At 40.1% G+C, this 19427-nt stretch carries 20 protein-coding genes; 4 read left to right on the forward strand and 16 right to left on the reverse strand.

What is annotated here, in order from left to right; translation table 11 throughout:
• Position 1: 1 nt before the first annotated feature.
• Entirely contained in the window at positions 2-1057 is a 1056-nt protein-coding gene (gene nrfF, locus QP437_RS00410) for a heme lyase NrfEFG subunit NrfF (protein WP_285266571.1), read from the forward strand.
• A gap of 3 nt (positions 1058-1060) precedes the next feature.
• On the forward strand, positions 1061-2263 hold the full coding sequence (locus QP437_RS00415) for an NAD(P)/FAD-dependent oxidoreductase (protein WP_285266572.1): 1203 nt from the start codon (positions 1061-1063) through the stop codon (positions 2261-2263).
• A 66-nt stretch (positions 2264-2329) separates the two neighbouring features.
• Here QP437_RS00415 and menH read toward each other — a convergent pair whose 3' ends face one another.
• Genes menH through QP437_RS00430 form a run of 3 tightly spaced genes read right to left on the reverse strand, consistent with a single transcriptional unit; the run spans position 2330 to position 6113 of the window.
• Complete coding sequence (gene menH / locus QP437_RS00420; RefSeq protein WP_285266573.1) at positions 2330-3073, reverse strand: 2-succinyl-6-hydroxy-2,4-cyclohexadiene-1-carboxylate synthase; 744 nt, start codon at positions 3071-3073, stop codon at positions 2330-2332.
• Between the two features lie 47 nt (positions 3074-3120).
• Positions 3121-4827, reverse strand: coding sequence for a 2-succinyl-5-enolpyruvyl-6-hydroxy-3-cyclohexene-1-carboxylic-acid synthase (gene menD, locus QP437_RS00425; RefSeq protein ID WP_285266574.1), 1707 nt, complete (start codon positions 4825-4827; stop codon positions 3121-3123).
• 5 nt (positions 4828-4832) lie between these two features.
• The gene (locus tag QP437_RS00430; RefSeq protein WP_285266575.1) at positions 4833-6113 is read right to left on the reverse strand and encodes an isochorismate synthase MenF; all 1281 of its coding nucleotides are present in this window, start codon (positions 6111-6113) and stop codon (positions 4833-4835) included.
• 154 nt (positions 6114-6267) lie between these two features.
• Between QP437_RS00430 and QP437_RS00435 the strand changes: the two genes are divergently transcribed.
• Entirely contained in the window at positions 6268-7482 is a 1215-nt protein-coding gene (locus QP437_RS00435; RefSeq protein WP_014064045.1) for a pyridoxal phosphate-dependent aminotransferase, read from the forward strand.
• Between the two features lie 49 nt (positions 7483-7531).
• Here the strand turns inward: QP437_RS00435 and QP437_RS00440 are convergent, their stop codons facing one another.
• The 8 genes from QP437_RS00440 to grcA form a co-directional block, all read right to left on the reverse strand.
• Positions 7532-8464, reverse strand: coding sequence for a phosphatidate cytidylyltransferase (locus QP437_RS00440; RefSeq protein ID WP_285266731.1), 933 nt, complete (start codon positions 8462-8464; stop codon positions 7532-7534).
• A 9-nt stretch (positions 8465-8473) separates the two neighbouring features.
• Entirely contained in the window at positions 8474-9106 is a 633-nt protein-coding gene (locus QP437_RS00445) for a lysophospholipid acyltransferase family protein (protein WP_285266576.1), read from the reverse strand.
• A gap of 11 nt (positions 9107-9117) precedes the next feature.
• Positions 9118-9723, reverse strand: coding sequence for a CDP-alcohol phosphatidyltransferase family protein (locus QP437_RS00450; RefSeq protein ID WP_065243851.1), 606 nt, complete (start codon positions 9721-9723; stop codon positions 9118-9120).
• Positions 9724-9800: 77 nt separating this feature from the next.
• Complete coding sequence (gene era / locus QP437_RS00455; protein ID WP_054419744.1) at positions 9801-10715, reverse strand: GTPase Era; 915 nt, start codon at positions 10713-10715, stop codon at positions 9801-9803.
• A complete protein-coding gene (gene rnc, locus QP437_RS00460) occupies positions 10712-11395 on the reverse strand; it encodes a ribonuclease III (protein WP_049357777.1) in 684 nt (227 codons plus the stop codon). Before rnc ends, era begins: the two co-directional genes overlap by 4 nt.
• A gap of 1 nt (position 11396) precedes the next feature.
• Complete coding sequence (lepB, locus tag QP437_RS00465) at positions 11397-12446, reverse strand: signal peptidase I (RefSeq protein ID WP_054419746.1); 1050 nt, start codon at positions 12444-12446, stop codon at positions 11397-11399.
• 12 nt (positions 12447-12458) lie between these two features.
• Entirely contained in the window at positions 12459-14255 is a 1797-nt protein-coding gene (gene lepA / locus QP437_RS00470) for a translation elongation factor 4 (protein WP_285266732.1), read from the reverse strand.
• A 168-nt stretch (positions 14256-14423) separates the two neighbouring features.
• A complete protein-coding gene (gene grcA / locus QP437_RS00475) occupies positions 14424-14807 on the reverse strand; it encodes an autonomous glycyl radical cofactor GrcA (protein WP_005695520.1) in 384 nt (127 codons plus the stop codon).
• A gap of 250 nt (positions 14808-15057) precedes the next feature.
• Between grcA and ung the strand changes: the two genes are divergently transcribed.
• The gene (ung, locus tag QP437_RS00480) at positions 15058-15732 is read left to right on the forward strand and encodes a uracil-DNA glycosylase (RefSeq protein WP_285266733.1); all 675 of its coding nucleotides are present in this window, start codon (positions 15058-15060) and stop codon (positions 15730-15732) included.
• Here the strand turns inward: ung and tadA are convergent.
• From tadA to rppH, 5 genes are read right to left on the reverse strand one after another with little or no spacing between them, the layout of a single operon-like run.
• Positions 15729-16247: a tRNA adenosine(34) deaminase TadA gene (gene tadA / locus QP437_RS00485; protein ID WP_285266577.1), complete on the reverse strand. Its 519-nt coding sequence runs from the start codon at positions 16245-16247 to the stop codon at positions 15729-15731. The genes ung and tadA overlap by 4 nt on opposite strands.
• A 9-nt stretch (positions 16248-16256) precedes the next feature.
• Positions 16257-17108 (reverse strand): thymidylate synthase, encoded by an 852-nt coding sequence (locus QP437_RS00490; RefSeq protein ID WP_285266578.1) that lies wholly within the window; start codon positions 17106-17108, stop codon positions 16257-16259.
• A gap of 10 nt (positions 17109-17118) precedes the next feature.
• Positions 17119-17928: a prolipoprotein diacylglyceryl transferase gene (gene lgt, locus QP437_RS00495; protein ID WP_285266579.1), complete on the reverse strand. Its 810-nt coding sequence runs from the start codon at positions 17926-17928 to the stop codon at positions 17119-17121.
• An 8-nt stretch (positions 17929-17936) separates the two neighbouring features.
• The gene (locus tag QP437_RS00500) at positions 17937-18731 is read right to left on the reverse strand and encodes a sulfite exporter TauE/SafE family protein (RefSeq protein WP_285266580.1); all 795 of its coding nucleotides are present in this window, start codon (positions 18729-18731) and stop codon (positions 17937-17939) included.
• Positions 18731-19324 carry an RNA pyrophosphohydrolase gene (gene rppH / locus QP437_RS00505; RefSeq protein ID WP_285266581.1) on the reverse strand — a complete coding sequence of 198 codons (594 nt, stop codon included), beginning with the start codon at positions 19322-19324 and terminating at the stop codon, positions 18731-18733. The genes QP437_RS00500 and rppH overlap by 1 nt, the downstream gene beginning before the upstream one ends.
• Positions 19325-19427 lie beyond the last annotated feature (103 nt).

The raw sequence follows: 19427 nt of genomic DNA on the forward strand, positions 1-19427 counted from the left end.
AATGAAAAAATTAACCCGATTTCTGACCGCACTTTTACTAACGTTTGCCCTTTTTGCTCACGCAGAAATGGTGGATACCTATGCGTTTAAAAACCAAGCCGATCGTACTCGTGCTGTTGAACTGGCAAAATCCTTACGTTGCCCACAATGTCAGAATCAAAACTTAGTTGAGTCTAATTCACCGATTGCTTATGACTTACGTATTGAAGTCTATAAAATGGTGGATGAAGGAAAATCGAATCAGCAAATTATCGACACAATGACAGATCGTTTCGGTAATTTCGTGAACTATAAGCCACCTTTCCAATGGAATACGGCACTACTCTGGCTATTGCCTATTTTGTTATTAATCGGGGCTTTTGCGTTAATTTTATTTTCTACTAAAAAATCAGAAGGTGAGCCAAAACAATTCGAAAATCAACCTCATACTGCCCATAAAGAAGAAAAAAGTGCGGTCAAATTTGAAACCAAATCTGCGATTTGGGTTTTTGCTATTTTATTAGTTCTTCCCTTAAGTTATTACTTCTCCCTTGATCGTTTTGAGCGTGTTCAGCAAGGTGAAAAAGAGATGATTGAACTCGCCAATAAAAAAACGGATACGCCAATGGTGCATCAAAAAGAAGATGTGGTACTCAAAATTCAAAATAAAATTCGAGAAGATGTGAATAATCCTGAGCTTTGGGCTCAGTTAGGTGATGCCTATATGCAAAATGATGAATTTGATCATGCGCTCATCGCCTATAGCAATGCAGAAAAAATTTCAGGTACAACTCCCGCTATTTTAGGCTTAAAAGCAACCGCACTTTATTATCAAGCAGGTCAAAATATCACACCACAAATCCAGCAAATAATGAATGAGGCGTTAAAACAAGATAAACATGAAATATCAGTGATAACATTATTGGCGACTGAAGCCTTTAAAAATCATGAAGCTGAAAAAGCCAAAGCTTATTGGCAGCAATTATTAGATTCAGGTAATGCTGCCGTGGATCGCCGTACTGTCATCCAACGAATCAAAATGATAGACTATTTTGAAAAAGGACAAACCTCACAATAAGCTATGTCTCATTATTCAGAAAATATCATTATTGGAGCCGGTGCTGCTGGTTTATTTTGTGCCGCCCAGTTAGGCAAACTTGGCAAACAAGTCACCATTTTTGATAACGGTAAAAAAATTGGTCGAAAAATTTTAATGTCTGGCGGTGGATTCTGTAATTTCACCAATATGGAAATCACATCTGGCCGTTATATCAGCCAGAACAAACACTTCGTCAAATCCGCCTTAAAACGTTATACACAATGGGATTTTATTGCTTTAGTCGCTGAGTATGGCATTCCGTACCACGAAAAAGAATTAGGTCAGTTATTTTGTGATAATGGTGCAGAAGACATTGTGAAGATGCTCGGAGCTGAATGTGACAAGTACGGTGTCAACATTCAACTACGCAGCGAAGTCAGTGATATTGAAGCCATTGAAAACAACCCTAGCGTACGGTTCAAATTAAAGGTCAATGCAGTTGAATGGCAATGTCGAAATTTGATTATTGCCACAGGCGGACTCTCTATGCCTGGCCTGGGTGCCTCACCTTTTGGTTATCAAATTGCAGAACAGTTTAGATTAAATGTGATTCCTCCGCGTGCAAGCCTTGTACCATTCACGTGGCGAGAAAGTGAAAAATTCTACTCGGCACTCTCTGGTGTTTCATTAGATGTGGCAGCGACGAATCAACACAAAACCTTTACTCATCAAATGCTATTTACCCATCGTGGTTTATCTGGCCCAGCCATTTTGCAAATCTCCAATTATTGGCAACCTGGTGAAAGCATTCATTTAGATTTATTGCCTTATAACGATATTCGTCATCACCTAGATGAGATGCGTCAATCTTCGCCAAAATTGCAGCTTAAAACCGTATTAAGTCGCTTATTGCCGAAAAAATTAGTCGAACTTTGGTTAGAACAAGGCTTGATTCAAGATGAAGTGATCGCAAACTTGAGTAAAGTGCGGTTAGAAAATTTAGAGAATTTAATCCACAACTGGCAATTTATTCCTAATGGCACTGAGGGCTACCGAACGGCTGAAGTCACAATGGGGGGTGTTGATACTCATGAGATTTCATCCAAAACCATGGAGGCGACAAAGATTAAAGGTCTCTATTTTATCGGTGAAGTGCTGGATGTTGTCGGCTGGTTAGGCGGCTACAACTTACAATGGGCATGGAGTTCTGCAGCCGTTTGTGCGATGGGAATTGCTGAAAGTTAAGCCTCTCTCTACATTTAAAAGACAAAAAGCCGATGTTCACGCATCAGCTTTTTTGTTGTTTAGGACTTAAGGATTAGCAATTTTTAAAATGATATCTTCAATTTTTTTAGCAAAATATGTCGAATTTTCTAAATGAGCATTATGCCCAGCATGAGGGATAAGCGTTAAATCAAGTTTATTATCCTCTGCCATTTGACGAAACTTTTGATCTCGCTCACCGCAAAAATAGAAAAACGGCAACAAACTTGACCGCACTTTCTCTCGAAAATCAGGCTGTTTGGCAAGGCTAGTTGCTAATAACATCTTACCAATATTTGCCCCACAATTCGCTTTTCGCTTTTCAATTAACGACTTACGTTGCTGTTCATTTAAATGAGAAAACACAGGCTGTTGATACCAATCTTCTAGCACGGTTTCAGGCTTTTCATGGAAAAAACGCTCAGCCCACATTTTGTCATTCACTAAGCGGCTTTGTTTTTCTTGCTCAGACTGCAAACCTAAATTCGCCCCTTCTAAAATCACTGCTTGTAAATTGCCTCTTTGCACTTGAGCATGTAGTGCATAATATTGTGCGATTCGCCCACCAAGTGAATAACCGATCAGGATATAAGGTTCATCTTTTATGAGACTTTGTATTTGGCTTTCAAGAAATTGAGCCGTTTGCTCAAAATCTTCAACCGCTACAGCTTTATTCTCTCCATGAAACGGTAAATCGAGAGAGAGACAACGAAAGTGCGGTAGATTTTCGATGACTTTTTGCCAATCTGATTTCGTGCCTAATAAGCCGTGGAGAAAAACAAGATTCATCATAATAATGCCATATAAAGAAATCCCCTCTATATAAGAGGGGAAAGAAATTATTCACCAATAACCGCGTGGCTGATTTGTTCAATCAAGCGCTTATAGGTTGCGCTACCATCACTTGGGTTTGTTTTGATTTCAATTAATGTCGCACGGCGGCGAGTATAAGCTTGTTTTAACACGGAGCTTAAATCTGCCCAAGTGTAAGGTAAGGCGTATTTCAAGCCAAACATATTCGCAATTTGTGAGAAATCACCATTATGTGGCAAGCGATAGAATTGTTCTTTTACCTCTTCATCAACCGGCAACATATCAAAGATCGCGCCACCATTATTATTGATCACAAAAATAATGGTTGGTTGAGTCACGTTCTTAAATAATGCTAAAGAGTTCAAATCATAAAGCGTAGACGTATCGCCAATCATCGCCACTACAGGTTGATTCGAACCAATACCAATACCCGCAGCGGTTGCTAATAAACCGTCAATTCCGCTTGCACCACGGTTGGTGAAAATTGGATAACCTTCTGGCAATTTCGTTAACGCATCAACCAAGCGTACAAAAAGACTGTTTCCTAAGAACAAAATACCGTTGTAAGGTAACACACGCTCAATATGATGTGCTAATGAGGCTTCATTAAGATTACCACCGACTTGTTGCTCGATAAAAGTTGCACAGAATTTTGAAAGTGCGAGTGGTTCAAGCAACCAAGGTTTTTGACGCAATGGCGGATGTGCACGCAACCAATGATGCGCTTTTGCATTAAAGCGAGTTTGGATATGGTGATTTGGATCGACTGCATTTTGACTTTGCTCCACCACCCAAAATTCGCCTTGGAATTCCGCTAAGAATTGGTTAATACGTTTACTGATAAAACGAGAACCAAATTGGATTACGATATCTGCTTGAAGCAATTTTTGCTTCACGGTTTGATTTGCTAGCCAAATATCTGCATAAGGGGTAAGCGGTTCGACACCAGATTGAATATCGGTGAGCAAAATCCAGCCCATGGTATTTGCCCATGAGTTAATTCCCATTGCTTGTTCTGGGGTTAATTGCCCTGCAACAATAACACCTCGTTTCGTGCGCCAAGTATCCCAATTTTCATGCATAAGCACTTCTTGTTGCAATGGCTGATGATCAACCCAATTTTTAGGCTGACTTAACCAACGCTGAATTGGCATTAACCACGGATGGCTGTCAATTTCTTGTTCTTGCGCATTATAAAGTGGCTCAGCAAAAGGCACATTGATATGCACCACGCCGGCTTGTTGTTTTTGTTTATAACAAGCCTGTTCTAATGTCGAAATTAACCACTTCGCCGCGTAATCTGCTTGAGGTTTCGGTAAATTCACGCTTGCGACAGGATAATCCGCAAACATATTTTGTTGCACGATCGCTTGATTCGCACCACATTCCCATAATTCAGGTGGACGATCAGCGGTAAGAATAATTAAATTCACGCCTGTTTGGCGAGCTTCAATAATCGCGGGATATAAATTGGCTGCAGCAGTGCCTGAGGTAACAATCACAGCAACAGGCGCTTGCGTAGATTTCGCAATCCCCAAAGCAAAAAAGCCTAAGCCTCGTTCATCAAAGTGACTATGGCAAGTTGCTCGAGAGGCATTTTGTAAACGCACAGCTTCTAGCGTTAAAGGTGTTGATCGTGAACCTGGCGCAATACAAAAGTGACTAACCCCTTGGCGAACCAAGGTTTCTAAGATCACCTTTGACCAACAACGATTAAATACGCTTACAGACATTCTTCTTATTCTCCGTTATTCTCTGCAAACAGGGAAATGAGCCCTGCCGCTTTACGTTCAATTTCCAACCACTCTTCTACAGGTTGTGAGCCTTCCACAATACCGGCTCCAGCAAATACACGCACTTGATTTTCTTCAATAAAAGCCGAACGAATGGTGACACAAAATTCCGAGAGATTTTGGGTCATCAAGCCTAACGTTCCAGCATACCAACTACGATCAAAAGTTTCAATTTCAGTCAGGGCTTTCTTCGCTTGTTGTTGCGGTAAGCCTGACACCGCTGCTGTTGGATGGATCGCTTTCAATAAATCTGCATCCGTACAAAGTGCGGTCAATTTCGCTTGCATTTTTCGAATCAAATGCTGCACTTTTCGTAATGGCTTTAATGCGACATCATCAACGGTAATTTGTTCCACTAAGTGACTGATATTTTGTGAAATATCCTCAACTACCAACCAGTTTTCATTGAGATTTTTTTCATCATTTAGCAACCAATTCGCACGTTCATTATTTTCACTCGGATTATCACTAACAGGAGCAGTGCCCGCAAGGGCTTCCGTAAATAACAGACGATTATCTCGTGCAAACAGGCGCTCTGGTGTTGAGCCTACAAAACAGTTTTGGGCGTTATCTGCCCATAGAAAATGGTAACAACCGCTATTTTTTGCTTGGCTTGCAGCAAGAAAATCTTTTCCGTTTAATTCGCCATGAATGCGAAACACCGTTTCATTTGCTAAGACAAGCTTGGTTAACTCCCCTTGTCGAATTCGATTAAGCGCTTGGTTGACCCAATCACACCACATACCTTGATTCGCTTTTGGCTCTACACTTTCAATAGTTAATTGATTAAGCGGTAAAAGTGCGGTCATTTTTTCAAACGTATTTAATACCACTTTTGCCGAATCAAGCTTATCTGTCTCAACAAACACAGAAACCACGGTCTCACTATTTTGCTGTTCAATTAAAACTTGAGGCAAAATAAACTGACTTTCACCTTGGAACTGTAAACCGCCCACTAAAGGGAAATCGTGCTCTTGAATAAATTGCTGTGCCAAATTCACATCTGAAAATGACCGCACTTTCCCCACGGCAGCGACGGTTTTAGCTTCATCACGAAAACGCAAATAAAATTGCGGATAGACTGGCTGCCCTTTCATCCACGCCAAAAGATCAACATCCGATTCCACCTTCGTTTGAAGATGTACAATAGATGCTTGCAGATCCGTTGTCGCCAAAGCGTCAAATTGGCGAATTAGCGCAGATTTAGCTTGTTCTAAAGGGCCCATGAAAAATAATAAAATACACAAAAAATTAGCCCATATTCTACCGCACTTTAATACTTTCAAAAAATTTTTTTATTAAATCTTTTCAAGATAAGAATTTAAGCGTAAATTAGACGTAATTTTTGAATGAAAATCTAATTATCATAGGATGTTATTAATGCGCTCATTTCCAAAATCAGACAAATTAGAACACGTTTGCTACGATATTCGCGGACCGGTTCACAAAGAAGCTTTACGCCTAGAAGAAGAAGGCAACAAAATCTTAAAACTGAATATCGGTAACCCTGCCCCATTTGGCTTTGAAGCGCCAGATGAAATTTTAGTAGATGTCATCCGCAACTTACCTTCTGCACAAGGTTATTGTGACTCTAAAGGCTTGTATTCAGCACGTAAAGCTATCGTGCAATACTACCAATCCAAAGGTATTCATGATTCAACGGTAAACGATGTGTACATCGGGAATGGTGTGTCTGAATTAATTACCATGTCAATGCAAGCCCTTCTTAATGATGGTGATGAGGTATTAGTCCCAATGCCAGATTATCCGTTATGGACAGCGGCTGTAACGCTTTCTGGCGGAAAAGCGGTACATTATTTATGTGATGAAGAAGCGGGCTGGTTCCCTGCTATTGATGATATTCGCGCGAAAGTCAATGCCAAAACTAAAGCTATCGTGGTGATCAACCCAAATAACCCGACTGGTGCGGTATACAGTAAAGCATTGCTCGAAGAAATTATCGAAGTAGCTCGTGAAAATAATCTGATTATTTTTGCGGATGAAATTTATGACAAAATTCTCTACGATGGTGCTGTCCACCATCATATCGCCGCCCTTGCACCAGATGTATTAACGATTACATTCAATGGTTTATCAAAAGCGTATCGTGTTGCAGGTTTCCGTCAAGGTTGGATGATTTTAAATGGTCCAAAACAACATGCAAAAGGCTATATTGAAGGCTTGGATATGTTGGCGTCCATGCGTTTATGTGCAAACGTACCAATGCAGCACGCCATTCAAACGGCATTAGGTGGCTATCAAAGCATTAATGAATTTATTCAACCTGGCGGTCGTTTACTTGAGCAACGTAATAAAGCCTACGAGTTGCTCACTCAAATCCCTGGTGTTAGCTGCGTAAAACCAATGGGGGCAATGTATATGTTCCCGAAACTCGACATCAAAAAATTCAACATTCATAGTGATGAAAAATTTGTACTCGATTTACTACGTAAAGAGAAAGTGCTTTTAGTTCATGGTAAAGGCTTTAACTGGCACTCGCCAGATCACTTCCGTGTGGTGACACTCCCTTATACCGGCCAATTAGAAGAAGCGATTGGCAAACTAGCACGATTCTTAGAAACTTATCAGCAATAATAAAAAAGAGCGGTTAATTAACCGCTCTTTTTTATTTCATGATTTATGACTAAGCCCAGAAATAGCGCACAACATGGAAGAAAATTGGTGCGGAGAAACAAAGCGAATCCATACGATCTAAAATACCACCATGGCCACTGATCATATTCCCCCAGTCTTTCACACCCATACTGCGTTTCATTGCTGACATCACGAGTCCACCTAAGAATCCCATTAAGCAAATTAACATGCTCATTAAAAACGCCTGCCATGCATTAAATGGTGTCATCCAATGAAGTAGCATACCTAATAAACTTGCGCTTAATACCCCACCAACAAAGCCTTCTACTGTTTTGGATGGAGACAAGGTTGGCGCAATTTTATGTTTGCCGAAGAGTTTACCCCAAACGTATTGCAACACATCGCTAGACTGTACCACCAAGATTAAGAAAATCATTAATAGAAGATTTTTTCCTTCATAACCTGAAATATCAAGTGTCAGTAAGGCCGGGATATGTGAAATACAGAATACGCTAATCATCAATGCCCACTGAATTTTCGTAGAACGGTCTAAGAAATTCGCTGGGTCACCCAGTAATGCTGAAAGAATCGGTAAAAATAAGAAGCCATATACTGGAATGAAGATAGTAAACATACTAAACCAATTAATGGCGACTAAAAAATATTGCAATGGCAAGATCACATAAAAACAGGCTGCAAGTGCAAGATGATCGCCTCGACGAATATTCAATAGAGAAAGAAACTCACGCAATCCCATAAATGAAATAATCAAAAAGAGCACAATCACGCCATAAAAGCCCAATAAGCTCGCAATAAAGATAATCCCTATCATCACCCACCAGGCATTGATGCGTGCATTTAGGTTATCAATAACGCTATTTGGTGTATCCACGCCCGATCTGCGTTTTAAAATATATCCCACTGTGGAAGCAAAAATTAAGGCGATAAATAAACCACCGAAGAGTTGCCATATTTCCGTCATCATTTACTCCTAAGATTTGCCTTTTTCACTGATGTTTAAACTTAATAATGCCGATTGAGCGCGTGCTAAAAATTCACCTTTAGTCTCATCTGTCCCAAGCTTTAATGGTTCACCGACATAAAGATCACATAACAACGGGATTGGTAAAATAAAGCCTTTTGGTAAAACATTATTCATATTACTAATCCAAACTGGGACAAATTCACAATCAAGATTTTCTTTTACTAGATAATACAAACCACTTTTAAAGGGTTGGAGAGGCAAATCATCATCCGTTTTACGGGTTCCTTCAGGGAAAAGAATAAGTGAATCATTCTCCAATGCTTCACTCATTTGTCGTATTGCCGCTTGTGGATCTTGGCTATTACGCTCAATCAGTAACATATTAAACACTTTATTGGCTAGAAAACGACGAATTGCGCCTTTCGTCCAATAATCTTTGCCTGCGACAGGGCGAGTTTGTTTTCTCACTTCATAAGGTAATGAAATCCAAAGTAAGATGAAATCACCATGGCTGTTATGATTAGCAAAATAGACACGATGCCCTTCTGAAGATTGTTCAGCTATCGCTGCTTGAGGTCGAACACCTGTAATAAAAGAGGCAAAACGACACAATAAAAAATCGATTAATCTCGCGATCATATTTACTCCTATTACTCTGCCACTTCCGCTAATCCATTTTTTACTCGCTTAATACAAGTCACGATGAGCAAGATAATCAGGATATTGGCTACCCACCAGAAAAGTGAATGCAAGCTACCATTCACCGCATAGAGTAAACCGAGTACACCAAACACAAACGCACGATCGCTTTTACCCATTGGACCATCATAACGACGTGTTTTGCCTTGAACTTGCCCCAAAATGCCACATAACTCACTCAACGCCGCAAGCCAAATAATACTTGAGATTTGAACTCCATCAAAAGGCGCGACAAAAGCAAAAGGAAGGTAAAGTGCTGCATCAGAGACGACATCAGTAATTTCATTAAGATAACCCCCTAATCGACTTTTTTGATTAAACTCACGCGCTAGCATGCCATCAACAGCATTTAACGCCATACGCAAAAACAACCAAATAGGAATAAGGAAGAAAAGAGTGGAAAATGTCGGGAATAGTGCGAGAACCACACCTAATAAAATTGAAAGTAAGCAAGCAATTAGCGTAACTTGATTTGCTGTTACGCCTTTTGCTGCTAATTGCCTAACTAAAGGCCTAAGTAAATTCTGAAATTTGGGTTTTAAGGCATAGATACTCATCTACCATCTCCTTGTTTTTATTAGTAAACATAAAAATTTCGCTAATAATAGAATAGTATAGAGTATTACTCAAGTTTTTATTCGTCCATATACCCCAAACTTCTTAAGGCGCGTTCATCGTCCGCCCAACCAGACTTCACTTTGACCCAAAGTTCTAGATGTACTTTATTATCAAATAAGCGTTCCATGTCAGCACGTGCTTCCATACCAATGGTTTTAATTTTTTGTCCTTGAGCACCAATCACCATTTTCTTTTGACCTTCACGCTCAACTAAAATCAAGCCATTAATTTCGTAAGTACCACGCTCATTTACTTTGAATTGTTCAATTTCAACGGTCACAGAATAAGGTAATTCTTCACCAGTAAAACGCATCAATTTTTCGCGGATAATTTCTGACGCCATAAAACGTTGTGAACGATCGGTTACGTAATCTTCAGGGAAGTGATGAACGCCTTTACGTAAGGACTGACGAACAATTTTCTCTAATTGATGCACATTATTACCACGTTGTGCAGAAATCGGCACAATGTGCGCGAAATCAAACTTACTGCCTAAATCAGTAATAAATGGCAACAAATCATCTTTATTCTTGACGTTATCAACTTTGTTGATAGCGAGTACAACAGGTGCTTTGGCATTACGTAATTTATTTAACACCATTTCATCATCGGCATTCCAATGTGTGCCATCCACGACGAAAATAATAAGATCCACATCCCCGATCGCTGAGCTTGCTGCACGGTTCATTAAACGGTTAATCGCTCGTTTTTCTTCGATATGAAGTCCCGGCGTATCTACATAAATTTCTTGGTAGATGCCTTCGGTTTTAATTCCCACAATACGGTGACGCGTGGTTTGTGCCTTGCGGGAAGTAATCGAGATTTTTTGTCCCAAAATTTTGTTTAACAGGGTGGATTTCCCTACATTTGGGCGGCCTACAATGGCAATAAAACCACAATAGGTCTCTTGTTCTTGATTTAATTCGGTCATTTTATTTCCAATATTTTTAAAATTTGTTCTGCGGCCGCTTGTTCTGCTTTACGGCGGCTAGAACCTTTTGCAATAAAAGTGCGGTCAATATTTGGTACGTTTTTTACCGTACATTCCACGGTGAAGGTTTGGCAATGAGCCTCCCCTTCAATTTTAATCACTTCATAAGTTGGCAAGGCGAAATGCTTACCTTGTAAATACTCTTGTAAACGTGTTTTGGCATCTTTTTGGTTATCGCCTGGCTTAATTTCAGCCAATAAGGTTTTATACCAACTACGCACTATATCTGCCGCTTTATCAAAGCTTGAATCCAATGCCATTGCGCCAATTACCGCTTCAACACAATCAGCTAAAATAGATTCTCGACGAAAGCCCCCACTTTTTAGCTCACCAGAGCCTAAGGACATATAATCCCCAAGCTCAAAATTTCGGGCAATCATTGCCAGTGTAGGCTCACGCACTAATGTTGCGCGCATTCTGCTAAGCTCACCTTCATTACAACGAGGAAATTGATGATAAAGCGCGTCTGCAATGACATAATTGAGAATCGAATCGCCTAGAAATTCTAGGCGTTCATTATGTTGAGTGGAGGCACTGCGGTGTGTCAGTGCCAATTTTAAGTGTTTTAGATCGGAAAATTGATAACCAATTTTTCGTTCTAATCGATCTAAATGATTCATATTAATTAATTTTCGTAAAGAAACGGTCGAAACGGAAGCCCGTTGGCCACTCATTTGGTTCTTTTTCTAAACTCATCCAAATATAAGTGGCTTTACCCACAATATTTTTTTCCGGTACAAATCCCCAAAAACGGCTGTCATCACTATGATCACGGTTATCACCCATCACAAAATACTGCCCTTCAGGCACAATCCATTCTGCAGCAGGTAAACCTTCTTGTGGATAGAACTCAATCCCCGAATAACGGCGCATTGGCTCAACTAAAATCGTATGTGTCACATCGCCGATTTCCAGATATTCCACTTGAGTTGGGAATGCTGGATTAGTTGGTTCTTGTTTATATTCAAACACTTTCGCTTGGCAGTCTATTTCACAAGGTTTGCCATCTTTACCATGCACAATGGTTAAAGCGCTTTTTTCAACATCAAGGATAATTCGATCGCCACCTTTACCCACAATACGTTTAATATAATCTACGCCTGACATATTGTCTTTGGATGTTAACGCAAGATTTTCAGCATACGCTGCTCTCGTTGCACCTAAGCTTGTATGAAGTAACGCTTGCTCTGGAGCTTTGAACACAATTACATCACCACGTTCTGGCTTATTACCTTCAATAATCGTATTTTGGAAAATCGGATCTTTGATACCATAAGTGTATTTATTAACAACAAGGAAATCCCCTACACGCAATGTTGCTTCCATTGATCCTGATGGAATTTGAAACGGCTCAAAAATAAATGAACGTACAAGAAACACTACAGATAACACAGGGAAAAGTGAAGAAATAAATTCCGAACCTTCTGAAATTGGCTCAATTTTTGCTTTTTCTTCATCCGTTAACGCTTTGCCTGAACGTTGTTCTGCTCGTGCGATTTGACGACGACGTCTCGGCATCACGGCGAAACGGTGATAGCACCATAAAATGCCAGAAAGTGCGGTCAAAATCAGCAATAAAATGCTAAATGTGTTAGGCAGTTGGAAATGATCTAACGCTTTCCAACCAGCAAATCCCACGGCTAACAACAGAATAAAAAATACATTCGACATTACTCTACTTTCCTATTTATCTTTACCTACATGTAAGATCGCTAAAAACGCTTCTTGCGGTACTTCCACGTTACCTAAAGACTTCATTCGTTTTTTACCCTCTTTCTGTTTCTGTAAGAGTTTTTTCTTACGACTCACGTCACCACCATAACATTTTGCTAATACGTTTTTACGCAATTGTTTTACGGTTGAACGCGCAATAATGTGGTTACCAATCGCGGCTTGGATCGCGATATCAAATTGTTGACGTGGAATAAGCTCACGCATTTTTTCAACTAACTCACGACCACGATAAGGCGCATTATCTTTATGAACAATTAACGCTAACGCATCAACACGATCACCATTGATCATAATATCCACGCGCACCATGTCCGCCGCTTGGAAACGTTTAAAACCATAATCCAAAGAGGCATAACCGCGAGAAGTTGATTTCAAGCGGTCGAAGAAATCCAATACCACTTCGCCCATTGGGATTTCATAAGTTAACGCAATTTGGTTACCGTGATACACCATATTGGTCTGTACGCCACGTTTTTCCACACAAAGGGTAATTACGTTACCTAAGAATTCCTGTGGTACCAACATATTACATTCCGCAATAGGCTCGCGAATTTCTGAAATATTATTCAATGGCGGTAATTTCGCTGGACTGTCCACATAAACCACTTCACCACTCGTCATTTCAACTTCATAAATTACAGTTGGCGCTGTGGTAATCAAATCAAGATCATATTCACGCTCTAAACGCTCTTGAATGATCTCCATGTGTAAAAGCCCCAAGAAACCACAACGGAAACCAAAACCTAAAGCCGTTGAGTTTTCTGGTTCATAGAAAAGTGACGCATCGTTTAGGCTTAATTTACCTAACGCATCACGGAAAGCTTCATAATCGTCAGAGCTAACTGGGAATAAACCAGCATAAACCTGTGGTTTTACTTTCTTAAAGCCTGGCAACACATGGCTTGCTGGATTATGCTGATGCGTTAAGGTATCCCCTACTGGTGCACCTAAAATATCTTTAATTGCACAAACAACCCAACCTACTTCGCCGGTATTTAATGCTGTCGTATCCACTTGTTTTGGCGTAAAAATCCCTAAACGATCAACGTTGTAAGCCTGTCCGGTAGACATTACTTTGATTTTATCGCCTTTACGCAATACGCCATTTTTAATACGAACTAATGACACCACGCCTAAATAGTTATCGAACCAAGAGTCAATAATCAATGCTTGTAACGGTGCATCAGGATCACCTTCTGGCGCGGGAATTTTCGCAACAATTTCTTCTAATACATCTTCGATACCCACACCGGTTTTAGCTGAACAACGTACCGCTTCCATTGCATCAATACCCACGATGTCTTCAATTTCTTCTGCTACACGTTCAGGATCTGCTGCGGGTAAGTCGATTTTATTCAAAATCGGCACGACTTCTAAATCCATTTCAATGGCGGTATAGCAGTTTGCCAAGGTTTGGGCTTCTACGCCTTGTCCCGCATCCACAACTAACAATGCCCCTTCACAAGCCGCAAGAGAACGCGATACTTCATAAGAGAAGTCCACGTGTCCTGGTGTATCGATAAAGTTTAATTGGTATGTTTCACCGTCTTTGGCTTGATAATTTAAGGTTACGCTCTGCGCTTTAATGGTAATACCGCGCTCACGCTCAAGATCCATGGAATCCAACACTTGCGCTTCCATTTCACGATCCGAAAGGCCCCCACAGGTCTGAATTAATCGGTCAGAAAGGGTCGATTTACCATGGTCAATATGGGCAATAATAGAAAAGTTGCGAATATTCTTCATAAATAGATTAGTTTTCTCAAAAATCATTAAATTTAACTGGCGGATTGTACCTGAAAAGCGCGGAAATCGCTAGGGATGAAAGGGAAAAGTGCGGTCAAATTTTCAAACCTTTTAGATAAAACAAAACCCCGAATTACTTCGGGGTTTCTTTTTTCATTCAAACTGAAATTATAGGCTTTCTGTGAAAGTACGAGTAATAACGTCGCGTTGTTGTTCTGGTGTTAAAGAGTTGAAACGTACTGCGTAACCAGAAACACGGATAGTTAATTGTGGGTATTTATCCGGGTTGTTTACTGCATCTTCTAACGTTTCACGACGTAATACGTTTACGTTTAAGTGTTGACCACCTTCAACTTTAACAGTTGGTGCTACGTTTACTGGTAATTCACGATATTCGATTTGACCTAATTCGCTTACTGCTACTACTTGGTCTTCCACGAATTCAGCTTTTGCACATAAGCAACGCGCTTCATTTTTTTCGCTGTCTAATAACCAGAATGAGTTTAAAAGATTGTCATTTGCTGCTTGAGTAATTTGAATACCTTTGATCATAAAGAGCCTCCTAATTTGGCGTTTGTATATTTATTAAACTGTGCAAATTTTATCAAACTATTTGAAGAATTCAATTAATTTTGACCTAAAACAGATTCTTTTTTTCGAGTATTTTTGCAAAATTGATCTAGATTAAGATTTTAGGTGTAACAAGGCTTCAATGCATATTTAAAATTAACAAAATATTAACATGAGACGCAGATAAAGCCTTTCTAAGCAATTTCATTTATAATATGCCCAAGCTTATCCAATAAGGAAATACAGAATGAAAACCTGGACAGATGTTATCGGTCAAGAGAAAGAAAAACCTTACTTTAAACACATTCTACAGCAAGTTCATCAAGAGCGACTAGCCGGAAAAACCATTTACCCACCGCAAGACGAAGTATTTAATGCCTTTAAATATACGGCATTTGATGAGGTGAAAGTCGTCATTTTAGGACAGGATCCCTACCATGGTCCAAATCAAGCGCACGGTTTAGCTTTTTCGGTGAAACCTGAGGTTGCCATTCCCCCTTCTCTACTGAATATGTATAAAGAATTGACTAACGATATTCCTGGTTTTCAAATGCCAAATCATGGCTACTTAGTGAAATGGGCGGAGCAAGGTGTACTGTTACTTAACACTGTGCTAACTGTAGAACGTGGCATGGCACATTCACACGCTAAATTTGGTTGGGAAATCTTTACGGACCAAGTAATTGCAGCACTTAATGAACACCGTGAAAAAGTAGTATTTTTACTTTGGGGAAGTCATGCGCAGAAAAAAGGGCAATTTATTGATCGCAATCGTCATTATGTTTTAACCGCCCCACACCCTTCTCCACTTTCGGCACATCGTGGTTTTCTAGGATGCCATCATTTTTCTAAAACCAACGAATACTTAAAACAACATGGTTTAACTGAAATTGATTGGCAAGTTTAAGATTGCGATTCAACATCAAGCGGGAGAGTCTTTTCCCGCTTTTCTTCCTTTTTCTGTTCTCGTCTTTTTTTGAAAAAATCACTCAATTTCTGACCGCACTTTTCTGCCAGCACGCCAGACGTAATTTCTAACGTATGATTCATTTTATAATCATCAAAGAAGTGAAAGCGAGAACCTACCGCCCCCGTTTTATAATCTGATGCACCGAAGACTAAACGTTTAATCCGGCTATGTAAAATCGCGCCCGCACACATGGTACAAGGCTCAAGGGTGACATAGAGTGTGGTATTGAGCAGACGATAATTTTGAATATTTTGTGCGGCGTTACGCAATGCGACAATTTCAGCGTGAGCGGTCGGATCATTTTCAATGATAGATAAATTCCAGCCTTCACCGAGAATATTTCCTTCATCATCCACCAACACCGCCCCGACAGGAATCTCGCCGAGTGCTTCTGCACGATCGGCAAGCATCAGAGCGTGTTGCATAAATTTCTCGTCTAAATCTGACCGCACTTTGAATGCCTAAACTGAGAAAGGATACTTGATCGGTTCGTGAGATTGATAGCCCACCACCTTGAAATCATCCATCGTTACCCAAGTTTCAAGATCTTCAAGGGTTTTAATATCAGGGTTAATTTCTAACTGCGGCGAAGGAAACGGCTCACGTTTTAATTGCACATCACGCATTAAATCAAGTTGGTCTTCATAAATATGCGCATTTACAATTTTATGATATGCCTTACCCGGTTTATTGCCGGTAATTTGCGCCATCAAAGCAAGGAAAGTAAAGACCTGAATTTGATTGAAGTTTAAGCCAAGTGGTACATCACAAGAGCGTTGGTAGCTCGTTAAGTGCAATGTATCGCCTACTAAAGAGAAAGTATGTGTGTGCATGCAAGGACGCAAACAGCCTAGATCAAATTCGCCTGGGTTGAAGAAAGTCAGGATTTCACCTCGATCATCAATCCCTCGACTTAAATTGTTCACAATTTTACGAAGTTGATCGATGGTTTCGCCATTCGGTTTACGCCATGCTCTGCCTTGCACACCATAAACTCGCCCCATATCATCGGTGCCTTTACGATGTGGATTGTCAAGCCAAGCGGCATTTTCATTGGCATTTGCATCCCATGTTTTGGTGCCAAGCTTGCGGAAGTCCGCGGCATTATCATAACCACGGATATAACCTAAAAATTCCGCAATCGCTGCTTTCCAATAACTTTTACGCGTTGTAATTAAAGGGAATTGATTATTGGCAACATCATATTCTAAATCCGCATTAATCACTGTAAGACAACGCTTGCCAGTACGCTCATTAGCAACCCACTCACCTTCATTTACAATGCGTCGACAAAGATCTAAATATTGTTTCATAAAAAACTCCTTACTGATGAACCACACTTTTTGCGCGATTGTATGCCCATGCCATAATTAATCCACCACCAATAATCATCGGTAAGCAAAGAGCTTGGCCACGTGTCATGATACCTAAAAAAGATTCCACTTCAGGCTCACGAACATATTCAACGATAAAACGGAAAATCCCGTAACCAACTAGGAATAATCCTGCTACCGAACCTGCTGGGCGAGGCTTTTTAATAAAGACATTCAGAATAATAAACAGCACGAAACCTTCTAAGAATGCTTCATAAAGCTGTGAAGGATGGCGTGGTAATAACAAAGGATCATTTGGGAAAATCATGGCCCAAGGAACATTAGCTTCTCGTCCCCAAAGTTCTAAATTGATGAAGTTACCAATTCGCCCCATCCCTAAACCAAATGGAATCAAAGGCGCCATAAAATCTGCTGTCTGCCAGAAGCTTCTTTTTTGAGAATAAGAGGTCCAAATCATTGAGATAATCACCCCAATTAATCCACCGTGGAATGACATTCCCCCTTCCCAAACACGGAATAAATACAGCGGATCTTGCATAAAATGATCAAAATTATAGAAGAAAACATCCCCAATACGTCCTCCTAAAAATACCCCCATAAAAGCATTAAAAAGTAACGTATCAACTTGATCGACAGTCCAACCACTGTTTGGCTGATTAGCACGGCGAACGGCCAACCAACGAGCAAAGACAAAGCCTAATAAATACATTAAGCCATACCAACGCAGCCCAATATTGCTGTCACCAAAAGTGAAAATAGTCGGATCAAAATGTGGAAGCATCAAAAATTCTGAATTCATAACATTCCTTATTTCATAAACATATCAACTGCGATTGCAATTAATAGCAAGGCAAAGCCTTTTTTCAAAGTTGATACAGGGAGTTTTGAGGTCGCTGTTGCCCCTAATTTAGAAGTGAAAAATGAGGAGGCCGTAATACCGAGCACTGCGGGTAAATAAATATAACCTAAGGAATAATCCGGCATGGAAGGGTTGCCCCAACCGCTCACCATAAAGCTTAACATGCCGGATAAACCAAGAAGCGCACCACAGAATGCAGAAGAACCGATAGATTTTTTCATATCGATACCGCGAGAGTTTAAAAATGGTACGATAAAACCTCCGCCGCCAATGCCTGCTGCACTTGATGCCATACCAATCAAAATACCGCCAATAACGGAAGATTGTGTTGTTAAAGGCTTAGCATTTACTGTGTTTTTCTTAATAGAAATGACCATTTTTGCTGCTAAATAAACAACTAAACAAGCAAAGATTTTAGCGGATACATCACGATCGAGTTTGCCAATAAATAAACCTGAGATAAATACCGTAATCATCATCACCGGCGCGAGTACTTTCACTGCACTCCACACAATGTTGCCCAGTTTATGATGGCGCTGTGCGGAAGAAAATCCAGTAATCACAATGGTCGCAAATGAAGTTCCTAAGGCTGTGGACATCAACATTTGATCTGGAATGCCCATCATCGGCAATAAATAAACCAATGTTGGCACAATAATCAATCCGCCGCCAATGCCAAATAATCCGGCAAGAAAACCAACGATAGCCCCGACAAGCAAACAAAGCAGGATAAAAGTGAGCATTATTGCCCCCTTGATTTATAAGATGGACGTTTTTGATATTTAGAAAAGCTGTTCTTACGTGGAGCCTGATACGGTTTATTTATCTCATGCTCTTGCGTATTTTCAAGCAATGTTTTGTCGTTACCAAATATCGCTTGGGCAAACTCTTTCATTGCTTTGCGGTAAACATCTTTCTTAAAGGACACAACCTGACGTACGGGATACCAAAAACTCACCCAACGCCAACCATCAAATTCGGGTGATTTTGTTGTGTTCATATTAATATTTTTTTCATCACCCACTAATTGCAACAAAAACCAACGTTGTTTTTGCCCAATACACATGGGTTTGCTGTCATAACGCAGCAATCTTTTCGGCAGCTTATAACGCAACCAATGTTTAGAGGCATAAAGCACCTTCACATCTTTGGGTTGTAAGCCAACCTCTTCATATAATTCACGATACATGGCTTGTTCGGCACTTTCATTATCGTTAATTCCACCTTGCGGGAATTGCCACGAATTTTGCCCGTATCGTTTAGCCCAAAGCACCTGTCCTTTGCGATTACAAATGACAATGCCTACATTTGGACGGTAGCCATCAAAATCGATCACTATCGTTCACCTTAAATTTTGTACAAAAATAATTTGCAGATTGTTTCATAAATTCGCTTTTTTATCAACCGAATGGGCATATTTACCCTATTGTGGATAACTC

The organism is Haemophilus sp. UMB1048, assembly GCF_030218125.1.
GTDB lineage: Bacteria > Pseudomonadota > Gammaproteobacteria > Enterobacterales > Pasteurellaceae > Haemophilus_D.

Coding starts and splice junctions, on each gene's coding strand:
- rnc (WP_049357777.1), bottom strand. CDS start 11,395: ATGAATCATTTAGATCGATTAGAACGAAAAATTGGTTATCAATTTTCC.
- QP437_RS00435 (WP_014064045.1), top strand. CDS start 6,268: ATGCGCTCATTTCCAAAATCAGACAAATTAGAACACGTTTGCTACGAT.
- lgt (WP_285266579.1), bottom strand. CDS start 17,928: ATGAATTCAGAATTTTTGATGCTTCCACATTTTGATCCGACTATTTTC.
- QP437_RS00430 (WP_285266575.1), bottom strand. CDS start 6,113: ATGGGCCCTTTAGAACAAGCTAAATCTGCGCTAATTCGCCAATTTGAC.
- lepA (WP_285266732.1), bottom strand. CDS start 14,255: ATGAAGAATATTCGCAACTTTTCTATTATTGCCCATATTGACCATGGT.
- menD (WP_285266574.1), bottom strand. CDS start 4,827: ATGTCTGTAAGCGTATTTAATCGTTGTTGGTCAAAGGTGATCTTAGAA.
- QP437_RS00445 (WP_285266576.1), bottom strand. CDS start 9,106: ATGATCGCGAGATTAATCGATTTTTTATTGTGTCGTTTTGCCTCTTTT.
- grcA (WP_005695520.1), bottom strand. CDS start 14,807: ATGATCAAAGGTATTCAAATTACTCAAGCAGCAAATGACAATCTTTTA.
- QP437_RS00450 (WP_065243851.1), bottom strand. CDS start 9,723: ATGAGTATCTATGCCTTAAAACCCAAATTTCAGAATTTACTTAGGCCT.
- nrfF (WP_285266571.1), top strand. CDS start 2: ATGAAAAAATTAACCCGATTTCTGACCGCACTTTTACTAACGTTTGCC.
- QP437_RS00415 (WP_285266572.1), top strand. CDS start 1,061: ATGTCTCATTATTCAGAAAATATCATTATTGGAGCCGGTGCTGCTGGT.
- QP437_RS00500 (WP_285266580.1), bottom strand. CDS start 18,731: ATGCTCACTTTTATCCTGCTTTGTTTGCTTGTCGGGGCTATCGTTGGT.
- QP437_RS00440 (WP_285266731.1), bottom strand. CDS start 8,464: ATGACGGAAATATGGCAACTCTTCGGTGGTTTATTTATCGCCTTAATT.
- QP437_RS00490 (WP_285266578.1), bottom strand. CDS start 17,108: ATGAAACAATATTTAGATCTTTGTCGACGCATTGTAAATGAAGGTGAG.
- era (WP_054419744.1), bottom strand. CDS start 10,715: ATGACCGAATTAAATCAAGAACAAGAGACCTATTGTGGTTTTATTGCC.
- menH (WP_285266573.1), bottom strand. CDS start 3,073: ATGATGAATCTTGTTTTTCTCCACGGCTTATTAGGCACGAAATCAGAT.
- lepB (WP_054419746.1), bottom strand. CDS start 12,446: ATGTCGAATGTATTTTTTATTCTGTTGTTAGCCGTGGGATTTGCTGGT.